We start from the raw sequence: 15,565 nt of genomic DNA on the forward strand, positions 1-15,565 counted from the left end.
GAGGTATTTCCCATGCCACAACCCCTCACGCTGGAGATCTGCCGGTCATTGACCCTCCTGACTCGTCAGCTACTCGGTGCAGACCAGCCGCAGGTACAGACCCACGTCCTGGCTCGCGGCCAGGTCTACCGGGTCGCTGTGGTGCTGGAGCCCATCCCGGCTGACCAGATCAACACTGTCATGCAGGACTATCTGTAGGAGATCGACACTATGAATACGCAACCCATGAATCGGCAGGTAGCCGATCTGCCAACTACGCCATCCCAACCCATTAACGACAGCACTGCGATCATCCAGGTGATCGAGCGTGCGGCACTCAACCCGGACGTCGATATCGACAAGATGGAGCGCCTGCTGCAGATGCAGGAGCGCGTCCTGGATCGTCAGGCCTTGATGGCCTACAGCGCCGCCATGGCAGCCATGCAGACCGAGCTGCCGAGTATTGCCGAGCGCGGCAAGGGCAACAACGGCCACTACGCCACTCTGGAGGACATCGTAGATACCGTACGTCCGATCATGCAGAAGCACGGTTTTGCGGTGAGCTTCCGCATCCAGACCCAGGAACGCGGCATCCAGATCACCGGTGTGCTGATGCACCAGGACGGCCACCGCGAGGAGACCGGCATGCTGCTGCCCGCCGATGTCAGCGGCAACAAGAATGCCGTACAAGCCTTCGGCTCATCGACCAGCTACGGCAAGCGCTACGTGCTGTGCGCGCTGCTCAACATCACCACACGGGGTCAGGACGATAACGGCCAGGCTGCGGCAACGGTGAAGCTCGTCACGCCCTTCCAGGCGGGACAGATCAAGCAGCTTATCGCGGTGTGTCCGCCGGCCACCCAGGAGTGGTTCGTCGGTAAGTACGCCAGTGCCGAGCAGGTTCCCCGCAGCGACTTCGACAAGCTGCGCGCGTCGTTGCACAAGCGCGCCAATCCTCAGCAAACATCACACCATCCGGCACGCGAGGGGTAGCGCCCTCGCTCTTTATGCCGTCTGATCATTCAGGAGAGCGTTATGCAGATACTGACGTTGGAACAGGGCACGCCCGAATGGCATGCCGCAAGGCTGGGCATCGTCACCATGTCCGAGCTCAAGACCCTGCTGGTGAAGGGTAAGGACCCCAGCGGCTTCGGTGCCGGGGCGTTGAGCTACCTGCACCAGCTGATCGGCGAGCGCATCACCGGCGAGCCCAGTGATGCCTTCCAGGGCAACAGCCATACCCAGCGTGGCCATGCGCTGGAGCCCGTGGCCCGCGAGCTCTACGGCGAGGCGACGGGAAACTTCCACCTGGAGCAGGTCGGGATCATCCTCAATCACGGTGCGGGCTACTCCCCGGATAGCCTGGTGGGCAGCGATGGCCTTATTGAGGTCAAGACCAAGCTGCCCAAGTACCAGATCGAACTGCTGCTGGCCGATGAGCTGCCCCAGGAGCATGTGGCGCAGTGTCAGGGAGGCCTGTGGGTCAGCGAGCGGGAGTGGATCGATTTCGTCAGCTACTGGCCGGGCATGCCGCTGTTCGTCAAGCGGGCCTACCGGGACGAGGCGATGATTCGCACTATCGCCGAGCGCGTCGAGGCGTTCTACGAGGAACTGGAACAGCGCATGGCCCTGGTAATGGCCACCTGAGGAGAAAGACCATGATGCATTGCAAACTGGTGGCCGGCGAAGTCGCCGACACTTACCACTTTACCTGCTACTGCTGGCGATCGAGAAGGCCATGGCCAGCATCCGTGCCAAGGTGGAGCACCCGTTTCATGTCATCAAGACCCTCTTCGGCTACCGGAAGGATCGTTATAAGGGGCTGGCCAAGAACCAGGCGCAGCTATTCAGTCTGTTCGGACTGGCCAACTTGGTGCTGCCGACACGATGTAAGGGCCGAGTTAACGGGGCCAGTGCGCCCTGAATCTGGTATGGCAGCCTATTAGCAAGTCTGCCATGTCATAGAGGTCGCTCTGTGGTGGCCTGAACCAAGCTGATGAAGCAGAAAATTCGTCTCTGGCAGCTCCATAGACCGGGTGCTGAATTGTTCAGCGATTCCTTAGTCGAGAAAGGGCATTGCTTGCATTTCTTTTATCAGATAGTCAATAAATATTCTTATTCTCAGTGGTAGGTTTTTATTATTATAAGGGTATAGAATGTAGATGTCTGCGTTCGGTAGTGAAAAATCTTCCATAATTCTTATTAAGGTGCCATCTTTGATATAACTATATACATCCCATTCGGCTCGGATTGCTATACCATGGCCATTTAGAGCCCAGCCCAGCACGGTTCCGCCATCATTGGAGACTAAATTTCCCTTGATTCGGATATTGAAGTATTCGTTGTTATTTTCAAATCTCCAGGCGCTATATATTTCTTCATTTTGGTTGTGCATTATGCAGGAATGATCTTTCAGGTCGTTGGGGTGCTTAGGCGTGCCATACTTTTTTAAGTATCCAGGCGTAGCACAAACTACTCGCTTGTGAGATGCGACTTTACGTGCATGCAGGCCTGAATCAGCCAATTCTCCAAACCGGACGCCAAGATCGAAAGAGTTTGCAGTCAGGCTTAAGGGATGATCTGATAAATATAGTTTAAATTCAATTTTGGGGTATTCTTCGACAAACTTCGAAATAAATTGGGCCATGTGCTTTCGCCCAAACCCAAACGGGGCGTTTATTCTTATAACTCCCTCCGGAGTGTTCTTTTTTCGACCAATTTCAGCAGTCATTTTATCAAAAGAGTTAATTATCGAATATGCATATTCGAGAAATACATGACCATCGGCGGTCAGGCTCATCGACCGGCTGTCACGCGATATCAGCTGGCAACCAAGGGCATTCTCGATGCCTGAAAGGCGCTTACTGACGGCAGCAGAGGAGATGTCGAGATCCCTTCCAGCTTGAGCAAGACTATCCACTTTACAGAGGGTTATGAAGAATTCCAGGTCCGCGACAGATCTCACATTAACCTCCAGGTTAAGGAAGGGATGACCTTTATCTTATTGTATACGCGAAGGTTTTTCACCTAGGTTCTGTAATGTTCACATACAACGCTACAGGAGGAAAAATGCGAAACCATCGTATTGCTGTGATCCCGGGTGATGGAATTGGAAAAGAAGTTATCGAGGCTGGTAAGCAAGTCATTGACTTGCTAGCAAAGAAAAGTGGTGAGTTTACCTTTGATTTTGAAGACTTTGATTGGAGCTCTGATAGGTACCTAGAAAAAGGCTCGTATATCCCTAAAGGAGGGCTTCAGCATCTTGCGGGGTTTGATGCCATATATTTTGGTGCTGTAGGCAGCCAGCAAGTTCCCGATCATGTGTCCCTCTGGGATCTCAGGCTTGCCATCTGTCAAGGCTACGATCAATATGCCAATGTCCGCCCAGCACGTGTTTTACCAGGTGTAAAAAGCCGTTTACATGGCTCTGAAAAAATCGACTGGATTATCATACGTGAGAACAGTGAGGGCGAATACTCCGGTAATGGGGGGCGAGTACACCAAGGGCTTCCCGAAGAAGTTGGCACGGAGGTTTCAGTATTCACCAGAAAAGGAGTTGAGCGCATACACCGGTTTGCCTTTGAAATGGCGATGTCACGTCAAAGAAAAAAACTTACATTGGTGACAAAATCCAATGCCCAGCGTCACGGTATGGTCTTATGGGATGAGGTTTTTTTTGAAGTGGCGAAAGATTATCCGGAAGTAGAAATTGACCGTGAGTTAGTAGATGCAGTGACCACTAGGATGGTCCTTAAGCCTGAAACAATGGATGTTATTGTAGCCACTAACCTACATGCAGACATAATTTCTGACCTAGCGGCAGCTCTTTCTGGGAGCTTAGGCATAGCACCGACCGCAAATCTAAATCCTGAACGCAAATTCCCTTCAATGTTCGAGCCAATTCACGGTTCAGCTTTTGATATTTCCGGTAAAGGTATTGCAAATCCCATAGGATCCTTTTGGACTGCTGTAATGATGTTGGAGCACCTCGGAGAAGAGAAGGCTGCAAAACAGTTAATGGCTGCCATTGAGCGCCAAACAGATTCTGGAATCCAAACAGCCGATTTAGGTGGCAAGGCAACCACAAGAGATATTACAGAATCAATTTGCAAAGATATCGAAGGACAGTGAGTTGTTTGGAGTGAATAAAAAATTGGTCCGTCTGACGTTTAATTGTGCCACAGGATAATTGGATATTATCGCGATAGAATAGGAAAATTTCTGTGGAGGAAGAGATGTATTCTCATGGGTGAATAATTAGGAGGTTGTTTTAAAAAAAATAAGAATTTCTTTTTGGTAATTAAAGCTAATAAAATCAAGACATATTGGAGACGCCAAATGAAAATCTCAGCTCACAAAATCGCACTCACGGCTTCTATCGTTGCTGTGCTTGGCCTGCCCGGAGTGGCTTCTGCAGCTTACCCGGAAAAGCCGATTACCTATACCATCCCCTTTGACCCAGGTGGCGAGTCTGATGTTACTGCACGCTTCCAAGAAAAACACCTTGAAGAACTGCTGGGCACAGATGTCGTCATAAAAAATCGGCCTGGCGGCGGCGGTGCCGTTGCTTGGAGCGAATTTCAGAATAATGCAGAGCCAAACGGTTATGAGATGATCGGGGTTAATATACCTCATATTATTGCTCAGCCAATCATGAGGAAACAGGCGGGATATGACACTGATGAATGGAAGATTGTTACTTTTTTTCATTCCACACCAAACGCCTTGATCGTATCAAAAGATAGTCCTTTCAAGGAACTTGAAGACCTTGTTGATTATGCGAAGAAAAACCCACAGGCGGTAACTCTTGGTGGCAGTGGGACGTACAGCGCCAATCACCTAGGTGTGCTACGCTTCGAAAAGGAAGCAGGCATTGACGTTACTTACATTCCATTTACGGGCACTGGTCCGCTTCCGGCAGCCGTTCAGGGCGGGCATGTTACTGGCATCTTTAACTACTCCATGCTGGGTGTCCAAATGCAAGACACGGCTCGCGTCTTAGCTGTCGCATCTGAAGAACGCGTTCCTGCACTTCCTAATGTGCCCACCTTCAAAGAGCTCGGTTATGATGTCGTAGGCGGCGCCTACCGAGGCGTGGCTGTTCCTGAAGGTACTCCTGATGAGATCGTGACCAAGCTCCAGCAGGCTTTCGCTGAGACGAATAAGCGCATTGCTGAAAAGCAAGAGCCGCTTGGCTTTGTCATGACGGACATTACTGGGTCGGAAATTGATCAGGAGATTAAAAGGCTTCAGGAAGAATACAAGCCCATCTTTGAAGAAGCCTTGAATAATAAATAATCTTTACCGCCCTGCCTATATTTAGACAGGGCGGTTGTTTATTACTTGCTAGCTAAGGCTTTAAAGGCGAGGTGTTATATGGACATGATGTTACAAGCCTTCATGTCAATCATGACAATTGAAGGCATGTTAACCATACTGGCCGGTGTAGCCGCTGGTCTGCTTATTGGTTCCCTGCCCGGTTTAACGGCTACTATGGCGTTGGCGGTACTTTTACCATTTACATTTACCATGTCGCCGCTGCAAGGTCTTATGGCACTCGGTGCAGTATATATGGGTGCCATTTACGGTGGTGCATTTACTGCGATTTTGATTAATACCCCGGGGACTCCGTCCTCTATCGCGACGACTTTCGATGGATATCCGATGGCCCGTAATGGGCGTGCCTACGAAGCTCTTGCTGCAGCTACAATTGCCTCTGTCGTCGGGGGGGTCGTAGGCGTTGCCTTTCTTCTGATGTTGGCACCTCCCTTGGCTCGATTGGCCGTTGTGTTCGGTCCTGCCGAGATGTTTTGGGTAGCTCTATTGGGGTTGACCCTTGTAGCCAGCCTAGCGAGTGGTTCTCTCCTGAAGGGGCTATTAGCAGGTTGCATGGGCATGCTAATAAGCACCATTGGAGTGTCACCAATTGGCGGCGAAACACGTTTTATTTTCGGCATCCCAGCGTTGCAAGGAGGCATAGAACTGATAGTGGCCTTGATTGGACTATTCGTTATACCTGAACTTATCTCAATGGTAGCCCAAGGGCGTGGCACGTTACCTGAAAGCGGCCAACTTAGCGACGGCGCTCTTTCCTCCGTCAAAAAAATGACGAAACATATCTTTCGAAAGCCCGTTAATCTAATTCGCTCCTGCATCATTGGCCAAATTATTGCTATTATACCTGGCGCAGGTGGCAATGTGACTAGCTTAGTCGCCTACAATGAAGCGAAACGATTTTCGAAAGAACCGGAGACGTTCGGAAAAGGCAATGTCGACGGTGTAATAGCTTCAGAGTCCAGTAACAATGTAATGGTCGCCGGCAGCATGGTTCCGTTACTTACATTGGGAATTCCCGGCGCACCACCTGATGCCATTATCCTTGGCGTGCTTCTCATGCATGGTTTGCGGCCTGGTTTGGATCTGTTTACGGAGACTGGCGTTTTGACGAACGGTTTCATTCTTTCAATGGGCGTTGCTGCGATATTCCTGCTCCCCGTTGGCTTGCTGGGTGGGCGCCTGATTCACCGTGTTGTTGTTAAAACACCTTTTTATTTTCTTGTCCCTAGTATTGCGATGGTGACTATTCTAGGCACCTATGCGCTGCGTAATAGCATGTTGGATGTGCTTATCATGCTTGTACTTGGCGTCGCAGGTTATTTTATGCGCTTGATTGGAATACATGCTGCTCCTATTGTATTGGGCCTGATATTGGGTGTAATTGCAGAGAAGGGCTATGTGCAAACCATGCTGGCAGCGGTTGTCGATCCAATTCCTTGGCTGCGGTTAGTAGATAATCCGCTATCGATCGTTTTGGCAATTCTTGTCATTGTCAGCTTGGCAACTACTTTGTTGCCGGTCTGGCTCGAGCGTTCTGGGAGGATGGCCAAGGTAGATCAAGGTAAGGGGGCAGGGCAATGATTCTCAGAGTCAATACAGATTTAGCGGCGGGCATATTTGGATTGTTATTCGCTTCTTTGCTCTGGTTTCCGCGTGAAGAGATGGGCAGGCTAAGCCTTATATTTCCTCGTGCAATATTGCTTATCACCGCAGTCGTGTCAGCTGTGTTAGTTATAAAGGCGTTCACTTCTCCAGCAGAGCGACAGATCCTTATCGAAGGAAGCCCTAAACGAATATTGCTAATGATATTAGTCTTGTTCGCTTGGTGGTATTTAATTGGGGTTTTGGGATTTGTTACTTCAACTTTTGTGGTTTTCTTTGGCATCGTATGGTACTTGGCGAGTATAGAGCAGCGTGTCTCATTTAATAGAATATTAGCTTGGCTCCCTGTTGCCGCTATTATAGTTGGCCTCTTTTATTTTGCTTTTACTGATATATTGCAGGTCAGCTTACCTGAAGGTTTGTTTTTTTAGCCATTTTGGAGGGAAGGCGGTGCTTGCAACCTTCCCCTCTTCCTCTACTAAAGCCAAATTTTTTAGACGCTAATACAAGCAATTTTCAAATTTCCCGTAAGGGGCGAATCATGAAAAAAATTGGATTCATCGGTCTGGGCATCATGGGCCGCCCCATGGCCGGCCACTTGCTGGATGCCGGCCACGAGCTGGTCACCGTCAAGCGCGACAAGCCGCTAGTCAGCGAACTGGCCGACATGGGCATGCGCGAACTCGACTCGCCGGCGGCCGTGGCCGAGGCTAGCGAGGTGATCATCACCATGGTGCCGGACACCTCGGACGTCGAGCAGGTGCTGTTCGGTGAGCAAGGTGTCATCGAGGGGCTCCAGCCCGGCACGCTGGTCATCGACATGAGCTCCATCGCCCCGCTGGTCACCCAGCAATTCTCCAAGCGTATTCATGAGGCCGGCGGTGTATACGTCGATGCCCCGGTCTCGGGGGGCGAAGGCGGCGCCATCAACGCCGCGCTGACCATCATGGTAGGTGCCACCGAGGAAGGATTTGCCAGAGCCAAGCCGCTACTTGAGATCATGGGCAAGACCATCACCCATATTGGTGGTCACGGTGACGGCCAGACCTGCAAGGTGGCCAACCAGATTGTCGTTGCCCTGACCATCGAGGCGGTCTCCGAGGGCCTGCTGTTCGCCTCCCGGGCCGGCGCCGACGTTGCCAAGGTGCGCGAGTCGCTGCTCGGCGGTCTGGCCCAGTCGAAGATTCTCGACGTACATGGCGAGCGCATGATCCAGCGCACCTTCGACCCGGGCTTCAAGATCCGCCTGCACCAGAAGGACCTCAATCTAGCGCTGGAAGGTGCGCGCAGCCTTAACCTCGCCCTGCCGGGAACGGCCAATGTGCAGCAACTATTCCAGGCCTGTGCCGCCCATGACGGCGGTGACTGGGATCATGCCGGTCTGGTACGTGCTCTGGAAACACTCTCCAATTATGAGATAGCCAAGCAGTAAGTGAACCCTCGGTTAACAGCCGATCTTAACCCGTCATGTCTATGCTTTGCTGAGAGACCACGCCATGAATGACCAAACGCCCTTTGCCAGTCGTGAATCTATTCGGTCCTGGCTGCTAAGACTCGCCGAGCATGCTGTTTCAAAGGTGCATCCAGCGAATCTGGTTCAGGGTCATTTACCCGAGCCTCCTTGCGGTCGCACCGTCGTGGTGGGTGCCGGCAAGGCGGCCGCGGCCATGGCGAAAACTTTGGAGACCGCTTGGCAGGACTCGCAACCCGACTCGCCGTTGTCCGGGGTCGTGGTCACCCGCTATGGCCATGTCGAGGTATGCCAACAGATCGAGGTGCTAGAGGCCTCGCATCCTATGCCCGACAATCTCGGCGAGCAGGCAGCCAAACGCATGCTCGAAGCTGTCCGCGGCCTGGGCGAGGACGATCTAGTTATCGCACTGGTCTCGGGCGGCGGTTCATCACTGATGTCGCTACCAGCCCCGGGTCTGACCCTGAGCCAAAAGCAGGCGCTCACCAGGGCGCTGCTACATAGTGGAGCGCCGATTCGCGAAATCAACACTGTCCGCCGCCATCTCTCGGCTATCAAAGGTGGCCGCCTTGCTGCTGCCGCTCATCCGGCCCAGGTGGTCACCTACCTGATTTCCGACGTGCCCGGCGATGAGCCTAGCCTGATAGCCTCTGGCCCGACATTGCCTGACGGCTCCACACCCGTCGACGCTCTGACCATTCTCGAAGCCCGTAGCATCGAGATTCCCGATGTTGTCCGCCATCATTTTGTGGCAGATACCTGCGCCCCGCGCTGTGAAGATGACGGATTCGCAAAAGACGAGACACATATGCTGGCTCGAGCAGCCGATGCCTTGCAGGCAGCACTCGAATATGCCGAGCATGAGGGCATTGAGGTACGCTTGCTCGGCGATGATCTGGAAGGCGAGGCGCGCCAGCTTGGTCGCGCTCAGGGGCGTCTGGCACTGGACCTGCAACTCGAAAGTTCGCATCCGCTACTGCTGCTATCTGGCGGCGAGACCAGTGTCACTGTAGATGGAGAGGGACGCGGTGGTCGCAACGTCGAATACCTGTTGGGCCTATTCGAGATGCTCAAAGGCGCTGAGGGTATCCACGCGTTAGCCATTGATACCGACGGCATTGACGGCTCCGAGGACAATGCCGGCGCAATGATTTCCCCCGATTGCTGGCAGCGGGCCGAAGCGGCCCAGCTATCGGTAGCGGACTACTTGGCCCGCAACGATGCCTACACCTTCTTCCAGACTTTGAATGACTTGATCATCACGGGCCCCACCCGCACCAACGTTAACGATTTCCGCGCCATCCTGGTATTGCCGCCCAGCAAGGGAGAGGAGGAATAAGCATGAGAGTGTTCGAAAAGCAATATGCTAAGCATGATCTTGCTCATTCTCCCATCCGTCGCACCAAGATTGTCGCTACCCTGGGCCCCGCCAGTGACCGCGACGGGGTCCTCGACGAGCTAATACAGGCCGGGGTCGACGTGGTGCGCCTGAACTTCTCTCACGGTAGTCCTGACGACCATCGACGTCGCCTGCAGGCTGTGCGTGAGGCCGCCGAGCGTCACGGCCGCACCGTCGCCGCCCTGGGCGATCTACAGGGGCCCAAGATTCGTATCGCTCGCTTCGCCGAAGGCTCGGTCACTCTCGAGGAAGAACGGGAATTCATTCTCGATGTTTCCCTCGACAGTGACGTCGGCGATGCCACTCAGGTCGGCTGCGATTACAAGTCGCTGGCAGAAGACATCGAGGCGGGTGACATCCTGCTGCTCGATGACGGCCGCCTCGAGCTGGTGGTCGATCGCGTCGAACCGCCACGTGTGCACACTACCGTTCGCGTCGGTGGCAAGCTGTCCAACAACAAGGGCATCAACAAGCAAGGCGGTGGGCTCTCTGCCGCGGCCCTTACCGACAAGGACCGCGGAGATCTGAAGACCGCCATCGACATCGGAGTCGACTATCTCGCGGTATCGTTCCCGCGTAGCGCCGCCGATATGCAGCTGGCTCGCGACTTGCTTGGCGAGGCCGGCAAGCATATCGGTCTGGTGGCCAAGATCGAGCGCGCCGAGGCGGTGATCGACGAGCAAACGCTGGATGACATCATTCGTGCCTCGGAAGCGGTCATGGTGGCTCGCGGTGACCTTGGTGTGGAAATCGGCGATGCCCAGTTGATCGGTGTGCAGAAGCGCATCATTCAGCGCGCACGTAGTCTCAACCGTGCAGTAATCACCGCCACCCAGATGATGGAGTCGATGATCCAAGCGCCGCTGCCAACTCGCGCCGAGGTATTCGATGTCGCCAACGCCGTGCTCGACGGCACCGATGCCGTCATGCTGTCCGCCGAGACCGCCGCCGGTGATTATCCGGTAGAGACTGTCGAGGCCATGGTTCGTCTATGCATGGGTGCTGAGCGCGAGCGCAGCATTCAGGAATCGAAGCACCGCATCCACGAGGGCTTTTCTCGGATTGACGAAACTGTGGCGCTATCGGCGATGTACGCCGCCAACCACCTCGACGGTGTAGCGGCCATCGCTTGCATGACCTCTACCGGCTACACGCCGCTGATTGCCTCACGCATACGCTCGGGCCTGCCCATTGTCGGCCTTGCCCATAGCCCTGCCGCCCAGCGGCGCATGGCGCTCTACCGTGGCGTGGTCTCGCTGCCCTTCGATACCAGCGGCATGGATCCGCTCGAGCTTAACCAATGTGCCGTCGAGCTGCTGATCGAGCGCGGCATCGCCAAGCCAGGTAACCATATAATTTTGACGCGAGGCGACAATATGCATGCCCACGGCGGCACCAACTCCCTAAATGTCCTTCGCGTGGATAAAGAATCAAACCGATTAAAGGACGACTGACGATGAGTAAGATTGTCGAAATCCGCGCCCTCGAGGTGCTCGATTCCCGCGGCAACCCGACCGTACAGGCCGAGGTGACACTCGACGACGGCGCCAAGGGCGTGGCCTGCGCGCCGAGCGGCGCCTCGACCGGCTCCCGCGAGGCGCTGGAGCTGCGTGACGGCGACAAGTCGCGTTACCTGGGCAAGGGTGTACTCAAGGCGGTCGCGGCGGCCAACGGCCCGATTGCGGATGCGCTCAAGGGCCTGGATGCGCTCGACCAGCGCGCCCTGGACAACGCCATGCTCGAGCTCGATGGTACCGACAACAAGGCCAAGCTGGGCGCCAACGCGATCCTCGCCGTGTCGCTGGCTGCGGCCAAGGCCGCGGCAGTCAGCAAGCAGGTACCGCTGTATGCGCACATCGCCGAGCTCTACGGCCAGCCGGGGCAGTACAGCATGCCGGTACCGATGATGAACATCCTCAACGGCGGCGAGCATGCCGACAACAACGTCGACATCCAGGAGTTCATGGTCCAGCCGGTGGGTGCGCCGAACTTCCGCGAAGCCCTGCGGGTGGGCGCCGAGATATTCCACGCGCTGAAGAAGGTGCTCGCCGGGCGCGGGCTGTCTACCTCGGTGGGCGATGAGGGCGGCTTCGCGCCGGATCTGGCTTCCAACGTCGACGCCCTGGCGGCGATCAAGCAGGCGGTGGCCGATGCCGGCTACACGCTGGGCAAGGATGTCACCCTGGCGCTCGACTGTGCCTCCAGCGAGTTCTACAAGGATGGCCAGTACAACCTGGCGGGCGAGGGCAAGTCCTACGATGCCGCCGGCTTCGTCGACTACCTGGCCGAGCTGACCGAGCAGTACCCGATCGTGTCGATCGAGGACGGCATGGACGAGTCCGACTGGGACGGCTGGAAGGCGTTGACCGACAAGCTCGGCGACAAGGTTCAACTGGTCGGCGACGACCTGTTCGTGACCAACACGCGGATCCTCAAGCGCGGCATCGACGAACGGATCGGCAACTCGATCCTGATCAAGTTCAATCAGATCGGTTCGCTGTCCGAGACCCTGGACGCGATCAGGATGGCCCAGGACGCCGGCTTCACCGCGGTGATCTCGCATCGCAGCGGCGAGACCGAGGACACCACCATCGCCGACCTGGCCGTGGCCACCTGTGCCGGCCAGATCAAGACCGGTTCGCTGAGCCGCTCGGACCGCGTCGCCAAGTACAACCGCCTGCTGGTGATCGAGCAGGAACTCGGCGACAAGGCCGCCTACCCGGGGCTCAAGGACCAAGGATGAAACCCAGAAAGCCGCAAGGGGTTGCGATGGTGCATTTGGATCAAGGCAGTCAGTTCAGCAGCACCGACAGGCAGAGCTTTCTGAAGACCAATCAACTGGTGGGCAGCATGAGCCGTCGCGGCAATGCCGTTGCAAGCTTCTTCCAAATCCTCAAAGTGTGAGCGAATAAAGCGGCGAATCTATCCGACCCGGGAATCTGCCAAGAGAGATGTGTTCGATTATATGGCGATGTTTTACAACCCAAAGCGCCCTCATGGGACGAGTGATGATCTGTCACCCGTTGGGTATAAGTTAGGTTACTTCTAGAGCCTGACGGGTGTTTAGAATATCCGGGTCGATTCACACGGTTGGTGCTAGTGGTCGCAGTTTGGTCGCAGACTAGACGTGATCGGCCTAAGTTATGTGTGTAGTGGAATGCTTTAAAAGACTGTTTTGAAAGGGAGATGCCGGAGCAAGCGCGGCCATGGATTATCTCGAAAACGGATTCAAAATCCGCCGTCATCCCCATTGCGCAATATGCTATCCAGCCACTTCTCCCACACATCCATCGCCTGACGTTTCTCTTTTAGGTAATCGTAGCGATCATAGTGACGGCTTGAGACGTCCTGCATGGCATGACCATGCAAGCGATCCCTGATGCCCTTCGCAACGCCTTCCTGCCCCAGCACCGTTTTTACCGTCCGGCGAATGTCTCGTGGCGCCCAGCGTTCGATGCCGGCGGTGCGTTGATACTTCCCAAGCGCAGAGGGGAGGGCAGTGATCGAGATATGCTTGCTGCGATCCTTCGGGCTTGCGAACAATAGGCCCCATTCGTTGCGCTCAGCCTGGTCGACCAAGTAGCGCAGCAAGTCGCGCGATTGCGAGGCCATTGGCACGACATGTGCCAGACTGGACTTCATCGAACTGGCTGGGATGTCGATCACGTCCGCGTCGAAATCGATATTAGCTGGCGCCAACCGCAGCAGTGATAGTGGGCGCTGACCACCGGTGGCGATGACCAGCCGGATCGCCATGGATGTCAGGTCATAAGAGGGTAGGTTGTGCCATGCGTGGGCGAGCTCTTCCGCGGTTATGACGCGCTCGCCCTGGCGCTCCCAATCTGCCTGGCGAGGGATGACTGAGACTGGGTTGGTCTCGAGAGCCCATGTCTGGTTGGAGGCTTGCCGAGGATCATGCTCGACGCTCAGGCCATGCTGATAAGCAGCATGCAGCCATGACCGGATACGGTTAGTCGTGGTGGTGATGCCCTTGCGCATGTGGAAGCTGAGCAGATCGCGTATGTCTGCGCTCGTCACCTCCCTGGCCGGTTTGTTCCAGAGTTTGGGAAACGGCTTCTTGACGTAACGCTCACAGCGCTCAAGTACCTCGTCAGCGGTGCGTCGTCCCTGCTCGCGCATGCTGTTGGTATAGGAGATTATGAGCTCGCCCAGCGAGCCATGGATTTCTTCTTGTTTTGCAGCGGCGCGCTGCTCCCTCATGGCCTTGCCGGGGTCGACGCCATCGGTGAGTTTTGCTGCGAGGTCTGCGGCCCGTTGGCGGGCATCCTTCAACGCCACTTCCGGATAGGCGCCGAGGCCGATTTTCCGGCGACGCTTATTAAGGTAGTAGACGTAGACCCAGTCTTTGGCTCCAGTGGGGCGCACGCGTATGAAGAGTCTCCCGGTGCCGCGCTGACCGTCATCGGAGATGGTGTATTCGCGTTCGCGGGGCTTGAGTGCGCGGAGTTGTTTCTCGTTGAGCATCAGGGGGCCGTTAGGGGGCTATATGGGGGGCTGTTAGGATATCCCTCGTTGATGCTAGGTTACACATCGATACCCCTGGAGGCCAGTAGATAGGCCCCTTATTTACTCAGTTTGCCACCTTCTTACACCGTCACCTGACAGGACTCATAATCCCTTGGTCGGCGGTTCGAGTCCGCCTGGGCCCACCATTAAAACAAGCACTTAGCTTCGTTTTTTCCTTCCTGAATTCGTTTCTTCCGGTGCAGTGTCCACATTTTGTCCATGCTGGATCTTGGGGGCGAATGTCGCTGCCTTAATCAGTTATCCAGCGAGCAAGCGACGCTCACACGGTGAGCATTTACCGACCCATCAAGCTCACTGGCTTTTCATCTCCTTCAGAATTCTTGACGTATCCCGGGCGGGAGAGAGCTCGAAGACTCGGGCGTAATCGCGGCTGAACTGTGTGGCGCTTTCATAGCCGACCTCGAAGGCTGCGTTGGTCACGCTTTTGGCATCGGCCACCATGAGCATCCTTGCGTGAAGCAATCGAACCCGCTTTTGGTACTGCAACGGACTCAGGGTGGTGACTGCCTTGAGGTGTCGATGGAAGGCGGACACGCTCATCGACGCTTTCTCGGCCAGCGTCTCCACTCGGATCGGCTCGGCGAAATCCCGGCGAATCCGTTGAATGGCCAGGCTGACCCGCGCCATGGCGGTATCCGGAGCCGCTATGTCGCGCAGCATCCAGCCGTGAGGGCCTTGCAGGACACGGTAGAGAATTTCTCGCTCATATACCGGTGCGAGGGCCGCGATTTCGTCGGGTTTGCCCATCAATCTCAGCATGCGTAGCCACGCGTCCATCAATGCTGGTGTGGTAGCCGCCACCGAAAAGCCAGCGTCGCTTTCGTTGCGCTCGGCGGGCGAGGGCAGGTCGGTCAGTAGTGTCGAGAGCACCGTGGGATCGAGCGTCAAACTCAGCGCGAGGTAGGGCTCCCCCGAAACCGTAGGATGGATCGTACCCACCGCCGGCAACTCGATGGACATGACGAAGTACGTGGCCGGGTCATAACGCAGCGTGCGCTCGCCGACGGTCATCGTCTTGCTGCCCTGCAGGATCAGATTGATCATCGGATCGTAGACGGCGGCCAGCATATGCTCCGGGACCTCGCCTTGAATCATGGCCACGCGTGGGATGCCCGTTTCGGTACGGCGGTTCTCGGCCTTGGCAGCCAAAGAGCGAAGCTCGAGCAGTTGGTCGTTCATGGCGGGCAGTTTTTCGTTGTATGGAGAGCGGTTGGTCGTTCATGGAGAGA

General features: G+C 55.4%; 14 protein-coding genes and 2 pseudogenes. 13 read left to right on the plus strand and 3 right to left on the minus strand.

Annotated elements, in window-relative coordinates; translation table 11 throughout:
- Window positions 1-12 precede the first annotated feature (12 nt).
- The 4 genes and pseudogenes from OP494_RS01125 to OP494_RS01140 all read left to right on the plus strand — a co-directional run.
- Entirely contained in the window at window positions 13-198 is a 186-nt protein-coding gene (locus OP494_RS01125) for a hypothetical protein (protein ID WP_280538915.1), read from the plus strand.
- Between the two features lie 12 nt (window positions 199-210).
- Window positions 211-972 (plus strand): ERF family protein, encoded by a 762-nt coding sequence (locus tag OP494_RS01130; protein ID WP_280538917.1) that lies wholly within the window; start codon window positions 211-213, stop codon window positions 970-972.
- 42 nt (window positions 973-1,014) lie between these two features.
- Window positions 1,015-1,626 (plus strand): lambda exonuclease family protein, encoded by a 612-nt coding sequence (locus OP494_RS01135; RefSeq protein WP_280538918.1) that lies wholly within the window; start codon window positions 1,015-1,017, stop codon window positions 1,624-1,626.
- Window positions 1,627-1,705: 79 nt separating this feature from the next.
- A pseudogene (locus OP494_RS01140) lies at window positions 1,706-1,903 on the plus strand (transposase); the annotation flags it as partial.
- 135 nt (window positions 1,904-2,038) lie between these two features.
- Here OP494_RS01140 and OP494_RS01145 read toward each other — a convergent pair.
- On the minus strand, window positions 2,039-2,944 hold the full coding sequence (locus OP494_RS01145) for a LysR family transcriptional regulator (RefSeq protein ID WP_075369930.1): 906 nt from the start codon (window positions 2,942-2,944) through the stop codon (window positions 2,039-2,041).
- Between the two features lie 104 nt (window positions 2,945-3,048).
- On the opposite strand from OP494_RS01145, the gene OP494_RS01150 reads away from it, so the two are divergent.
- The 9 genes and pseudogenes from OP494_RS01150 to OP494_RS01190 all read left to right on the plus strand — a co-directional run.
- A complete protein-coding gene (locus OP494_RS01150) occupies window positions 3,049-4,110 on the plus strand; it encodes a tartrate dehydrogenase (RefSeq protein WP_075369931.1) in 1,062 nt (353 codons plus the stop codon).
- A gap of 207 nt (window positions 4,111-4,317) precedes the next feature.
- Window positions 4,318-5,277 (plus strand): tripartite tricarboxylate transporter substrate binding protein, encoded by a 960-nt coding sequence (locus OP494_RS01155; RefSeq protein ID WP_075369932.1) that lies wholly within the window; start codon window positions 4,318-4,320, stop codon window positions 5,275-5,277.
- A gap of 84 nt (window positions 5,278-5,361) precedes the next feature.
- Window positions 5,362-6,897 (plus strand): tripartite tricarboxylate transporter permease, encoded by a 1,536-nt coding sequence (locus OP494_RS01160; protein WP_280538920.1) that lies wholly within the window; start codon window positions 5,362-5,364, stop codon window positions 6,895-6,897.
- On the plus strand, window positions 6,894-7,349 hold the full coding sequence (locus OP494_RS01165; protein WP_075369934.1) for a tripartite tricarboxylate transporter TctB family protein: 456 nt from the start codon (window positions 6,894-6,896) through the stop codon (window positions 7,347-7,349). The genes OP494_RS01160 and OP494_RS01165 overlap by 4 nt, the downstream gene beginning before the upstream one ends.
- A gap of 110 nt (window positions 7,350-7,459) precedes the next feature.
- Window positions 7,460-8,350, plus strand: a complete 891-nt coding sequence (locus tag OP494_RS01170) for a 2-hydroxy-3-oxopropionate reductase (RefSeq protein WP_075369935.1) — start codon at window positions 7,460-7,462, stop codon at window positions 8,348-8,350.
- A gap of 64 nt (window positions 8,351-8,414) precedes the next feature.
- Window positions 8,415-9,728, plus strand: coding sequence for a glycerate kinase (locus OP494_RS01175; protein ID WP_075369936.1), 1,314 nt, complete (start codon window positions 8,415-8,417; stop codon window positions 9,726-9,728).
- Window positions 9,729-9,730: 2 nt separating this feature from the next.
- Entirely contained in the window at window positions 9,731-11,242 is a 1,512-nt protein-coding gene (pyk, locus tag OP494_RS01180) for a pyruvate kinase (RefSeq protein WP_075369937.1), read from the plus strand.
- A 2-nt stretch (window positions 11,243-11,244) separates the two neighbouring features.
- Entirely contained in the window at window positions 11,245-12,531 is a 1,287-nt protein-coding gene (gene eno / locus OP494_RS01185; protein ID WP_075369938.1) for a phosphopyruvate hydratase, read from the plus strand.
- Between the two features lie 5 nt (window positions 12,532-12,536).
- Window positions 12,537-12,837 (plus strand): annotated as a pseudogene (locus OP494_RS01190) (IS3 family transposase); the annotation flags it as partial.
- A 179-nt stretch (window positions 12,838-13,016) separates the two neighbouring features.
- On the opposite strand, the gene OP494_RS01195 reads toward OP494_RS01190, so the two are convergent.
- The gene (locus tag OP494_RS01195) at window positions 13,017-14,273 is read right to left on the minus strand and encodes a site-specific integrase (RefSeq protein ID WP_075369939.1); all 1,257 of its coding nucleotides are present in this window, start codon (window positions 14,271-14,273) and stop codon (window positions 13,017-13,019) included.
- Between the two features lie 354 nt (window positions 14,274-14,627).
- Window positions 14,628-15,515, minus strand: coding sequence for an AraC family transcriptional regulator (locus tag OP494_RS01200; RefSeq protein WP_280538922.1), 888 nt, complete (start codon window positions 15,513-15,515; stop codon window positions 14,628-14,630).
- Between the last annotated feature and the right edge of the window lie 50 nt (window positions 15,516-15,565).

The sequence above is a fragment of the Chromohalobacter sp. 11-W genome (assembly GCF_029889905.1).
In the GTDB taxonomy this organism is placed as follows: Bacteria; Pseudomonadota; Gammaproteobacteria; order Pseudomonadales; family Halomonadaceae; genus Chromohalobacter.